An 11,829-nucleotide genomic window follows, 5' to 3' on the forward strand; every position below is an offset into this window, starting at 1 on the left:
CTCCGGTGCGGTGGAGGGGAGTCGGGTCAGGAGAAGCGGAAGAGCTGGGACCTGTCGCCGGGTGAGCAGGTGGTGATGGTGAGGGTGTTGCCGGTGCCGGTGTCGGTGAGGCAGCTCTGGATGCCGAAGCCGAACTTGAGCTGGAAGGTGCCGGAACCGGCTTCGACGAGGGACCAGTTGGTCAGGTCGCCGTAGGAGCCGGAGCCGGCGAGTTCGGCGATGTTGGGGCTGCCGGCGTAGCGGCCGCCCAGGGTGATGCCGCTGCCGCTCTTGCAGGCGGTGAAGGTGGTGCCGGTGGCGTCGGTGTTCTTGATCCAGCCGTAGGAGGTGTTGCGGCCCGAGACGACGGGGACGCCCGCCGTCAGGGCGTCCGAGCCGAGGCCGGCGGCCTGGCCGGTGCCGACGTTGACCAGCCGTCCCCAGCCGCTGCCGCCGCAGCCGGACGCCGGGCCGTTGCCGCCGGAGGGGGGCTTGGGGGTGGTCGGGGCGGGTTGGTTCGGGGTGGAGCCGCCGCCGTTCGAGCCGCCGCTGTTGGAACCGCCGCTGTTTGATCCGCCGCCGCCGTTGGAGCCGCCGCCCGAACCGGTGGTGGAGCCACCGGAGTTGCTGCCGCCGCCGGTGTTGCTGGAGCCGCCGTTGGAGCTGCCGGAGCCGGAGCCGTTGTTCGTGCCCTGGTCGGGCGTGCCGCCGGGCTGGACGGGGTTGCCGGCCGCGTCGGTGGACGGCGGGGCGGAGGGCTGGGGCTGGGCGGGGTCGCTGCCCTGGGCGGCGCCGGACGGGGTGCCGGACGGGCCGGTCTCGCCGGCCGAACCTGCCTGGGGCTGCTGGGTGTTGGTGGATCCGACGGTGGCCGGGCGGTTCTGCCAGGGCAGCAGTTCGAGCTGCTGGGCGGTCACCCCGCCGCCGGTGACCAGGACCAGCGGCAGCACCAGGGTGACCAGCCGCCGGCGGCCGGCGGGCGCGGGCCGCGGGGGCTCGGTGACGGCGTTCGCGGCGACGGCGGGCGGATCGCCGGGCGACGGTTCGTTGATCGCCACGACGGCGCCCAGGGCGGCCGGGGTGGACATCGCCTGCCGGGCGGCGACGGCCATCGCCGCGGCGTCCGGGTAGCGATCGCCGGGCTGCTTGGCGAGGGACTTCACGACCACCGCGCGCACCGGCGCGGGCACCGACTCCGGCAGCTCCGGCACCGGCTCGCGGACGTGCTTGAGCACCACCTCCAGCGGGGTGCCGCCGGTGAACGGCGGCTTCCCGGCGAGGAGTTCGTACAGCACCACGCCGACCGAGTACAGGTCGGAGGCGGCCGAGGCGTCGTTGCCCTCGGCGCGCTCCGGGGCCATGTACAGGGCGGTGCCGATCACGGCGTGCGAGGTGGTGATCCGGGTGTCGGCCAGCGTGCGGGCGATGCCGAAGTCGGTGACGGTGACCCGGCCGTCCTGGCCGATCATCAGGTTGGACGGCTTGATGTCCCGGTGCACGATGCCCTGCTGGTGTGCGGCGTGCAGGGCGTCCAGCACCTGCGCCGCGACGTCCAGCGCCCGGTCCGGGGGGAAGCTGCCGCGGCCCTTGGCCTTGTCCAGCGGGCGGCCGGTCAGCAGCTCCATCACGATGTACGCGATCTTCGCGGACGGGTCGGAGGCGTCCTCGCCGTAGTCGTGGATGTGCACCACGCCGCGGTGGTTCATCGCCGCCAGCACGGTCGCCTCGCGGCGGAACCGGGCCGCGAAGACCTCGTCCTCCATCAGCGCCGGAAGCACGATCTTCACCGCGACCTGACGGCCCAGCACCTGGTCGTCCGCGCGCCAGACCTCGCCCATGGCACCGCTGCCGAGCCGCTCGGTGAGGGCATAGCGGCCCCCGAGCACCGTCCCCCGACCCCACATGTCCCGTTTCCCCCGAGCCTGGTGTACGAAGTGTCAGCAAAGAGTCTGGCCCGACCGGTCGCCCGAAGGGAAGTCGGGACCCGGCCCTCTTCGCGCGGCGACTCTACACGCCGTCGGGGCACGTTCGTTCGAGCGGAGAGGTTGTACTGACGCACGGTCAATCAGCAGGCCGAGCGGGAAATATCCGGAGGAATCGCGCAGTGACGATCGACTTCACCACCGACCGGCCCCAGACACGTCCGCTGGACGTCCGGTGGAACCACGGTTCGCCGTCGGCCAAGCACAACACCGACCCCGACCTGCAGGTCTATGCATACGACGAGCACACCGTCATCCTGCGGCAGAACATGGCGGTCAACTACGAAGCACCGTTCCTGTACCTGCTGTTCGGCAACGAGCGGGCCGTGCTGATCGACACCGGGGCCACCGCCGAGGCCGCGTACCTGCCGTTGCGGCGGACGGTGGACGAGCTGATCGAGGGGTGGCTGGCGAAGAATCCCCGGGAGGACTACCGGCTGCTGGTGGTGCACACCCACGCGCACGGCGACCACGTCGCGGGGGACGGGCAGTTCGCGGACCGGCCCGGGACGGAGCTGGTGCCGGCCGGGAAGGACAGCGCGTGGCCGTTCTTCGGCTTCGACCAGGACCCGGAGGCCGTCGCACGGATCGACCTCGGCGGGCGGGTGCTGGAGTGCCTGGCCACCCCCGGGCACCACGCCGCCTCGGTCACCTACTACGACCCGTGGAGCGGATTCCTGCTCACCGGCGACACCGTCTACCCCGGCCGGCTCTACATCGACGACTGGGCCGCGTTCGCGCAGACCATCGACCGGCTGGTCGAGTTCGCCGAACGGCGGCCCGTCACGCACGTGCTCGGGTGCCACATCGAGATGTCGATCCGGCCGGGGGTGGACTATCCCATCCGGTACACGTACCAGCCGTACGAAGCCCCGCTGGAGCTCGCCGTCGCGCACCTGTACGAGATCCGGGGTGCGCTCGGTGCGGTGGCGGCGAGCGGCGGGGAACCGCGGCGGGTGGCGCTGCCGCGGTTCATCCTGTGGCCGAGCGAATAGCCGGACCGGTTGTCAGCGGCGCAGGCGGGCCTCCTCGGCGAGGGACTCCACCAGGGCCTCCACCCGCTCGGGCGGGAGGCCGCGGGAGACGAACCAGGCGCCGACGTTGCGCACGTCGCGCTCCAGGAACGACAGACCGCGGGGGTTCGCCACGACGTCCACGATCTGCGGGACGTCGATGATCACCAGGCGGCCGTGGTGGACCAGGATGTTGTACGCCGAGAGGTCTCCGTGCGCGTAGCCGTCGTACGCGAGGAGCGAGAGGCTGCGGCCCAGCTGCTCCCAGAGGTCGTCGACATCGGCCTCCTCGGCGCGCAGTTGGGCCAGGCGCGGCGCGGCCGTGCCGGCCTCGTCACCGATGAACTCCATCAGGATCTCGGTGCCGGTGATCTGCACCGGGTACGGCACGGCGACGCCCGCCGACCACAGGCGGCACAGTGCCGCGAACTCGGCGGCCGCCCACTGGCCGGCGATCGCCTCCTTGCCGAAGGCCGTCCGCTTCGCCATCGCGCGGCTGACCCGGGACTCCTTGTGCTGGCGGCCCTCCAGGTAGCCGGAATCGCGGTGGAACATGCGGTGCTGGGAATCGCGGTAGCGCTTGGCGGCCATCAGGGTGCGGCGCTCGGTGCCGGGGACGGCGCGCTCCAGCAGGAAGACGTCGGCCTCCTTGCCGGTCTTCACGATGCCGAACTCGGTGTCCACGGCGGCGAGTTCGGTGACCACCCAGTCGGGGCGGGGCTCCGGGCCCTTCTCGGTGGGGGTGGACTGGTCCCACGTGGACCAGCGGTCGCCCATCGGGGGGCCGTCGGGGGCGGACCGGGGCTCGTCCTCGAAGTCGGCGGAGTCGTCGAACTCCTGGGAGTCCTCGAAGCCCTCGAAGTCCTCGGAGGGGAAGTACAGGTACTCGGGCTCGGCGTCGTCGAAACGGTCGGCCTTGCGGCCGCGACGGGAAGCGCCCTTGGGGCGGATACGGGAGAAGGAATCGCTGTCGGCAAAGCGCTCGCGCACTGCGGTGGCTCCTGAGGAGTGGCCCACCGGGGCGCGGATCGATGCGCTGTCAGCCGGTGGGGAGAAGACGGGGGGAGGAGGCGTATGGCGCGCAGGAAAAAGCGCGCCGCGTCACGGCGGCAACCATCCTGGCCACACCTCCTCTCTCGTCTCGCCGACCGCAGCGCAGACGCGTGCGGACGGAACGGGGACTACCTTAGCGAGCGGGTCGAGCGATGCAAACGGTTTTTTCGAGGGGGAGATCGCACGGCCTGCACGCCCCCACCGCGGGGGGCGGGCAGGCCGTGCGGCGCGTCAGCCGAGGGGCAGCACGAGACGGGCCGCGGCTCCGGAGTCGGAGCCCACCGTCAGGGTGGTGAGCGGCGTGTTGGCGTCGGAGTAGAGCTTGTCCTTGGCGTTGACCGCCAGCAGCAGCTTGTGGTCCTCCGCGACGTCGTAGGCGGCGGCCTGGAGACGCCACGTCACGGTGCGGCTCTCGCCGCTCGCGACGTCGGTGACGGTGAGGGGCTCGTGGGTGATGATGCGGGCGGTGCCGTCGGGGGCGAGGTCGAAGAGGTAGGCCACCAGCGTGGCGCTCGACCCGGCGGGGGTGACGGTCAGGGTGAGCTCCGGGACGCCGCGCACCCGGCGGGCGCCGGCGGCGGAGGTCCAGGTGGCGAGGTAACGGCGGTCGAACTTCCCCGTGACGTAGCTCTTCGGGTTGCCCTGCCACTCCTCCCGGCCGGTGACCATCAGGTCGTCGACGGCGGTGGCCTCGGTGAGCTCGCCGGTGGTGAACGAGGCCTTCCGGCCGGCGGCCGGGGCGGCGGCGAGCGTCCCGTTCTGCCCGCCGTCCAGGTACAGCGTCTCGGTGCTGGTGGTGACGTCGGCCCAACTCGCGTGGCTCTCGCGGACGGTGGGCTCGAACATCAGCTGGCTCTTGACCGGCTCCCAGCTCGGCACCTCGTTGGCGACGCCGAGGACGTGGTGGTCGAGCCAGGCCAGAGCCTCGTCGACGGGGGCGTTCGGGCCGGGGACGGTCAGCCCGGCGCCCTCGGGGGCGGCGTGGTCGCCGATCCACAGGTTCAGGCGCTTGGGGACGGTCAGCCGCTCGAAGTGCTCCACGACCTGGTTGACCGGGAACAGCGTCTCGTGCCAGGTGTTGGAGAAGAACGTGGGCACGCCGCGGGCGTTGGTCTGGTCGACGTAGGAGGCGGGGGTGCGCTCCTTGCCCCAGGCCACCACCTCGTCCAGGTTGGCGCCCGCGCGGAAGTCCGCGAACAGCTGGCGGGTGGCCGGGTCGAACTTGCGCTCCTCCGGCCCGCCGGTGAACGCGATCAGGGCCTCGACGGCGGCCAGGTGCCGGGTGCCGTTGAGGTACAGCGAATCGGCCAGGTCGCCCCAGGTGCTGAGCGCGACCACCGCGTCGACACGGCCCGCCGGGTCGTGGGCGGCGACCAGCTGGCTGATGCCCGACCCGTAGGACTCGCCGAAGAACGCGACCCGGCTCGGGGCGAAGTGCTGCTGCGCGTAGTCGATCACCGTGGAGCCGTCGGCCCAGTCGGAGGGGCCGGCCACGTCCACCGTGCCGCCGGAGGTGAACGGGGCGTCGATGAAGCCGCCGCCGGGGATCGGGAAGGTCTGGCCGATGCCGCGCGGGGTGTAGGCGAGCACGTGGTAGCCGCGCAGCGCGAGGCGCAGGTACAGGTGGGCGAAGAGCGTCCAGCCCAGCGGCGTCCACCCGGACGGCACGATCACCACCGGGCGCGGCTCGTCGGTGTTGAGCCGGATGGTGAACGCGGAGAGCCGCACCCCGTCGTCCGCGGTGATCCGCGGCAGGCCGATGGTCGCCTTCGCCTTCACCTGGTCGACGAGCTCCTGCAACTCCGCGGGCAGCAGCGGCTGTTCGGCGGAGCCCGCGAGCGTGGCGACCAGCGCCTCGGCCAGGTCGACGGCGTCGGGCGAGACCTTGGTGCCCGAGGCGTAGATGCCGGCGGTCCGGAGGTCCGCCAACCGGTCTGCGGTGAAGGGGGTGGGGCCGTCTTCGGGAGTGCTCATCAGTCGATGCCTTTCGCAAGGGCCGGAAATCAGCGCTCTCATGGTCAATGTGGAGCGCTCTACTTACTGCTGTTGCGTGATTCGTTCACCCGAAAGGGTGGCCAAGGCTGTGATCACTTGACGACCCGGGTGTGGAGTAACCTTCCCTGTCGGGTGCCAGATAGGGAATGATGCGGAAGGATGCGGCGTGCAGGAGTTCTACTCCGTCGAGGACGTGGCCGAGCTGCTGGGGCTGCACGTGAAGACCGTCCGGGGCTATGTCCGGGACGGGAAGCTGAAGGCCGTGCGGATCGGGAAGCAGTACCGGATCGCGCGGGCGGAGGTGGAGGCGTTCACCGGCGGCGGCGGGGCGGCGGGGCCTTCGCGGGCGGAGGTCCGGGTGGAGGTCTCGGCGGTGGTGCAGCTGGACGGGGTGGGGCGCGGTGACGCGGACCGGCTGGTCACGGCGGTGCTGGCGGCGGCGGGCGCGTGGTCCTCGGGGGAGTCGCGGCCGTTGTGGGTGCAGGCGGTGCGGGACGAGCCGCGCGATGCGCTGCGGTTCGTGGTGCTGGGGCCGCCGCGGCGGGTGGGGGATGTGCTCGGGTTGATCGACGACATGACGGGAGACATGCGGTGACGGCGGTTCAGGAGCTGGGCGGGGTCCAGGTGTTGGTGTGCGGGACGGACGGGGAGCCGGTCGCGGGGGAGCAGGACGCGGTGGACCTGCTGGGGAACGCCTACTACCTGGGGGCGTCCTGGGTGGCGGTGCCGGTGGGGCGGTTCGGGGAGGAGTTCTTCCGGCTGCGCAGCGGGGTCGCGGGCGGGGTGGTGCAGAAGTTCGCCCAGTACCGGATGGGTCTCGCGGTGGTGGGGGACGTCGCGCCGCACGTGGAGCGGTCGGACGCGTTGCGGGACTTCGTGCGGGAGAGCAACCGCGGGCTGCAGCTGTGGTTCGTCGGGGACCTGGACGAGCTGGCGGGTCGGCTGGCCCGGTGAGCGGTGCCCGGGCCCCTCGCATTTGACACGCTTCCAAAAATCGCAAAAAGTAGATGCGACATCGGCGGAGCGAGTCGGGAGGCGGATCGTGGACCCACTGGCCGTGTACAAGGCGTTGGCCAACCCGGCGCGCCTGCAGTTCCTGGAGTGGTTGAAGAACCCGGCCGAGCACTTCGACGAGAGCGCCTACCGCGAGCAGGGCCTGGGGTTCCACATCGGGGTCTGCGTCGGTGACATCCAGGCGCGGTCCGGCCTCTCGCAGTCCGTGGTGTCCAGCTATCTGCAGTCGATGAAGGACGCCGGCCTGCTGGAGTCCGAGCGGATCGGCAAGTGGACGTACTACCGGCGCAACGAAGGAACGATCCGGGCGTTCGCGGCCCACATCGCCGACGAGCTCTGACTCCAGGCCTGTTCGCAGTCCCCGTGTCTTCACTGCGGGCTTTCATATCTAGAAACCGCGATACATGGATATGATCCCGCCCCGCTCTCCCACAGGAAGACGATCATGAGAAGAAGCACCCCGGCCGTCCTGGCGCTCGCCATCGGCGTCTTCGGCATCATCACCACCGAGATGGGCATCGTCGGAGTGCTGCCGCAGCTCGCCGCCCGGCTGCACGTCAGCGCCTCCACCGCGGGGCTGCTCGTCGGATCCTTCGCCCTGGTCGTGGCCGTGTCCGGCCCGTTCATGACCCTCGCGGCCTCCCGCCTCGACCGCCGGGCCGTCCTGGCGGCCGCCATGGGCGTCTTCGCCGTCTCGAACGCCGTCTACGCGCTCACCACGCACTTCGCGGTGATGCTCGCGTTCCGGGTGGTGCCCGCGCTGGTCCATCCGGTGTTCTTCTCGGTCGCGCTCGCCACGGCGGTGCGACTCGGTCGGCCGGAGGACGCGACCCGCGCCACCGCCCGGGTGTTCGCGGGCATCACGGCGGGCTTCGCCTTCGGCGTGCCGTTCACGTCCTACCTGGCGGACCACTTCTCGCTGCAGGCGGCGTTCTGGTTCGGCGCGGCCGTCAACCTGCTCGGCCTGATCGGCGTCCTGCGTTTCCTGCCCGCGCTGCCGGCCGGTGAACGGCTGTCCTACGGCAGCCAGTTGGGGGTGCTGCGCAGCGGGCGGAGCTGGCTGACCATCGCCTCGGTCGTCCTCGTGTTCGCGGCGCTCTTCTCGGTGTACGGCTACTTCGCCGAGTACCTCGGGGCCGTCACCGGGGTGGGCGGCTCCCGGATCAGTGCGCTGCTCATGGTGTTCGGCATCGTCATGATCGTCGGCAACTTCGCCTTCGCCGCCCTGCTGCGGGCCGGCGCCGTCCGTACCGTGCTGCTCTTCCCGGTCCTGTGCGCCGCCGTCTACGTCCTGGTCTTCGCCTTCGGCGGGCGCGTGGCGCCCATGATCGCGCTCGTCCCGGTGTGGGCGGCCGTGCACTCCGGCGGGCTCATCGTGTGCCAGCACTGGCTGGGCCGTGACACGCAGGGCGCGCCCGAGTTCGGCAACAGCCTGTTCGTCTCGTTCTCGAACCTGGGCATCACCGTCGGTACGGCCGTGGGGGGTTGGGCGCTCGCCGCCCGGAGCGCCCGGTCGCTTCCCTGGGTCGGCGTCGGGTTCGCCCTGGTCGCGCTGGCGGTCGTGGTGCTGCGGCTGGCCCTGGACAGGCGTGTCGACGTGACGGCGGACGGTCGGGCCGTCGACGCCGAGGTGAACTCCCGGGTTATGCGGGCCAGTTGATCCGGCCGTGAGGGGTTCCGGCGTGAGATGACATGTGCAATTGTACATGTCATAGGCCGCTGAGCAGGCGCTCGGCAGCCTCCCCCACCCTCCGCCGTGTCCCCCCAAGACGCGGCGTCATATCGGCCCGGAGGCCCCACGTGCGAACCTTCCGGATACCGTTCGCGTCCCTCACGCGAACGTGGAGTCTGTTGCTCTCCCTCTGCCTGGCTCTCGGATTCCTGGCCTCGTTCGGCCGGGACGCCCAGGCTGTCACCGACGCCAAGCCCGAAAAGGCGTCGAAGTCGGCGAAGTCGGCGCCGCGCAGCACCGAGGCGGCCGAGCGTCTCAAGGACGCCGACCACGATGCGCGGGCGGACGCCAGCAAGCGGCCGCCGCTGAGCGTGAAGGGCGAGCCGAAGCAGGCGAAGTCCCTTGCGGCAGCGGCCGCGTGCAACGTGTCCGACTTCACCGGGAAGACCGGCGGCGCGCTGGTCGACCAGATCAAGTCCGTCACGGTGGACTGCGTCAACTCGCTGTTCCTGCTCAAGGGCAACGACGCGAAGCTGGCGTTCAACGAGGCGCAGATGGTGAGCGTCGCCAACGCGATGCGCGACGTCTCCGCCAACTACCCGGGTGACGACTCGACCTCGGCCACCCAGCTGGTGCTGTACCTGCGCGCCGGGTACTACGTGCAGTGGTACAACCCGGACGTGGTCGGCCCGTACGGCGCCAACCTCAAGTACGCGATCGAAGGCGCGCTGGACGCCTTCTTCGCCTCCTCGCACTCCCAGGACGTGACCGACGCCAACGGCGCCACGCTGGGCGAGGCGGTCACGCTGATCGACAGCGCGGCCGAGAACGCCCGCTACCTGTCGGTCGTCAAGCGGCTGCTGAACGGCTACAACAGCAGCTACGACAGCTCCTGGTACATGGTCAACGCCGTCAACAACGTGTACACGGTGCTCTGGCGCGGACACCAGAACAGCGACTTCCTGCCCGCCGTGCAGGCCGACCCGAGCGTGCTCGACACCCTGCAGGCGTTCGCCACCCGCAACAACGCCCTGCTCGGCGGGACCAACGACTTCCTGGTCACCAACTCGGGCCGTGAACTCGGCCGGTTCCTGAAGGAGCCGGAGATGCAGACCAAGGTCCGGCCGCTGGTGAAGAGCCTGCTGGACCAGACCTCGATCACCGGGCGGACCGCGACGATGTGGGCGGTCCTGGCCGAGATGACGGACTCCTACGACAAGGACAACTGCGCCTACTACGGCACCTGCGACCTGGCGAACCGGCTGAAGGCGGCCGTGCTGACGGTCAACTACACCTGTAGCCCCAGCATCAAGATCATCGCCCAGGCGCTGACGGCGGACCAGCTGGCCACCGCGTGCACCAGCCTGAAGGGCGAGGACGCGTACTTCCACGGCGTGGCCAAGGACAAGGGCGCGGTCGCGGACGACAACAACACCACCATCGAGGTGGTGGTGTTCCACTCGCGCAACGACTACCAGACCTACGCCGGCGTCATCTTCGACATGTCCACCGACAACGGCGGCATGTACCTGGAGGGCAAGCCGGCCACGGTCGGCAACCAGCCGCGGTTCATCGCCTACGAGGCCGACTGGGCCCGCCCGGCCTTCGAGATCTGGAACCTCAACCACGAGTACACCCACTACCTCGACGGCCGGTTCGACATGTACGGCGACTTCGACGCCGGCATGACCACCCCGACCGTCTGGTGGGTCGAGGGCCTCGCCGAGTACATCTCCTACGGCTACCGCGGCGTCGAGTACACCGACGCGATCGAGCAGGCCGGGAAGCACACCTACGCGCTGTCCACCCTGTTCGACACCACGTACGACAACGCCGACCAGACCCGGGTCTACAACTGGGGCTACCTGGCGGTCCGCTACATGCTCGAATCGCACCGCTCGGACATGGACGCCGTGCTCGCCAAGTACCGCGTCGGTGACTGGGACGGCGCCCGGACGATCCTGAAGACCACCATCGGCAACCGCTACGACGCCGACTTCAACGCCTGGCTGACCGCCTGCAACACCGGCAACTGCGGCCCGACCGTGCCGAGCACCCCCGAGTGCAGCGGCTCCGACACCCGGCAGCTCGACCGGGACTGCCGCCGCTCGAACGTCGCCGCCACCGTCCAGAACTACGCGTACTTCTACCTGTACGTGCCGGCCGGCACTCCCAGCCTCACCGTCACCGTCTCCGGCGGCACCGGCAACGCCGACCTGTACTACAACGGCAGCAACTGGGCCACCACCGGCTCGTACACCGCCAAGTCCATCGGCGGTGACAACACCGAGACCCTGACCATCACCAACCCGCCCGCCGGCTACAACTACATCAGCCTGTACGCCCAGCAGGGCTTCAGCGGCGCGGCCGTCAGCACCACCTACTGACCCGCACGCCCGAACGGCCCGGCCCACCCACCGGTGGGCCGGGCCCCGGCGCGTTTCGGGATGGGAGATCATGGAGGGTCGACCACCCCGCACCGAGGAGTCCACCCGTGGCCGAGATCGTCCTGTTCCACTCCGCGTACGGCCTGCGCCCGGCCGTGCACCGGGCCGCCGACAAGCTGCGCGAGGCCGGGCACACCGTGCACACCCCCGACCTGTACGAGGGCCGCACCTTCGACGAGCCGGAGGAGGGTACGGCGTACCGCGACGAGGTCGGCAACGACGAGCTGCTGCGCCGGGCCGTCACCGCCGTCGCCCCGCTGCTGCCCGCCAAGCACGGGCTGGTGTACGCCGGCTTCTCGCTCGGCGGGTCGCTCGCCCAGAACCTGGCGCTGGCCGACGAGCAGGCCCGCGGGCTGGTGCTCCTGCACGGCACCTCCGACCTGCGGGAGGACGCCGCCACCGAGATCGCCGTGCAACTGCACGTCGCCCAGCCGGACGCGTACGAGTCCGACGACTGGCTGAACACCTGGTACCTGCAGATGGTCCGGGCCGGCGGCGACGTCGAGGTGCACCGCTACCGGGGCGCCGGGCACCTGTACACCGACCCCGAACTGCCGGACTGGGACGCCGAGGCCGACCGACGGACCTGGGTGGCCACGCTGGCGTTCCTCGCCGAGCTCGACGCGGAGGCCGAGGCGGAGGACACCGCGGAGGCCGACGCGCAGGACTGACCG

At 70.8% G+C, this 11,829-nt stretch carries 9 protein-coding genes and 1 pseudogene; 7 read left to right on the plus strand and 3 right to left on the minus strand.

The window, feature by feature from the left end; all coding sequences use genetic code 11:
• Nucleotides 1-26 precede the first annotated feature (26 nt).
• Nucleotides 27-1,883, minus strand: a complete 1,857-nt coding sequence (locus ACFV4P_RS11610) for a protein kinase (protein WP_380469831.1) — start codon at nt 1,881-1,883, stop codon at nt 27-29.
• Between the two features lie 200 nt (nt 1,884-2,083).
• On the opposite strand from ACFV4P_RS11610, the gene ACFV4P_RS11615 reads away from it, so the two are divergent.
• The gene (locus tag ACFV4P_RS11615) at nt 2,084-2,956 is read left to right on the plus strand and encodes an MBL fold metallo-hydrolase (RefSeq protein ID WP_380469833.1); all 873 of its coding nucleotides are present in this window, start codon (nt 2,084-2,086) and stop codon (nt 2,954-2,956) included.
• A gap of 12 nt (nt 2,957-2,968) precedes the next feature.
• Here ACFV4P_RS11615 and ACFV4P_RS11620 read toward each other — a convergent pair whose 3' ends face one another.
• Nucleotides 2,969-3,964 carry a serine protein kinase RIO gene (locus tag ACFV4P_RS11620; protein ID WP_380469835.1) on the minus strand — a complete coding sequence of 332 codons (996 nt, stop codon included), beginning with the start codon at nt 3,962-3,964 and terminating at the stop codon, nt 2,969-2,971.
• Between the two features lie 294 nt (nt 3,965-4,258).
• The gene (locus ACFV4P_RS11625; RefSeq protein ID WP_380469837.1) at nt 4,259-6,001 is read right to left on the minus strand and encodes a CocE/NonD family hydrolase; all 1,743 of its coding nucleotides are present in this window, start codon (nt 5,999-6,001) and stop codon (nt 4,259-4,261) included.
• A 187-nt stretch (nt 6,002-6,188) separates the two neighbouring features.
• Here ACFV4P_RS11625 and ACFV4P_RS11630 point away from each other — a divergent pair, with 187 nt between their 5' ends.
• The 6 genes and pseudogenes from ACFV4P_RS11630 to ACFV4P_RS11655 form a co-directional block, all read left to right on the plus strand.
• A complete protein-coding gene (locus ACFV4P_RS11630; protein WP_380469839.1) occupies nt 6,189-6,617 on the plus strand; it encodes a helix-turn-helix domain-containing protein in 429 nt (142 codons plus the stop codon).
• Nucleotides 6,614-6,976, plus strand: coding sequence for a DUF4180 domain-containing protein (locus ACFV4P_RS11635; protein WP_380469841.1), 363 nt, complete (start codon nt 6,614-6,616; stop codon nt 6,974-6,976). Before ACFV4P_RS11630 ends, ACFV4P_RS11635 begins: the two co-directional genes overlap by 4 nt.
• An 88-nt stretch (nt 6,977-7,064) precedes the next feature.
• Nucleotides 7,065-7,376 carry an ArsR/SmtB family transcription factor gene (locus ACFV4P_RS11640; RefSeq protein ID WP_380469843.1) on the plus strand — a complete coding sequence of 104 codons (312 nt, stop codon included), beginning with the start codon at nt 7,065-7,067 and terminating at the stop codon, nt 7,374-7,376.
• A 105-nt stretch (nt 7,377-7,481) separates the two neighbouring features.
• Nucleotides 7,482-8,696, plus strand: coding sequence for an MFS transporter (locus ACFV4P_RS11645; RefSeq protein ID WP_380469846.1), 1,215 nt, complete (start codon nt 7,482-7,484; stop codon nt 8,694-8,696).
• A 221-nt stretch (nt 8,697-8,917) separates the two neighbouring features.
• Nucleotides 8,918-11,095, plus strand: coding sequence for a M9 family metallopeptidase (locus ACFV4P_RS11650; protein WP_380469953.1), 2,178 nt, complete (start codon nt 8,918-8,920; stop codon nt 11,093-11,095).
• A 101-nt stretch (nt 11,096-11,196) separates the two neighbouring features.
• Nucleotides 11,197-11,826 (plus strand): annotated as a pseudogene (locus ACFV4P_RS11655) (dienelactone hydrolase family protein); the annotation flags it as partial.
• Nucleotides 11,827-11,829: the final 3 nt, after the last annotated feature.

Source organism: Kitasatospora sp. NPDC059795 (genome assembly GCF_042732175.1).
Lineage (GTDB): Bacteria > Actinomycetota > Actinomycetes > Streptomycetales > Streptomycetaceae > Kitasatospora.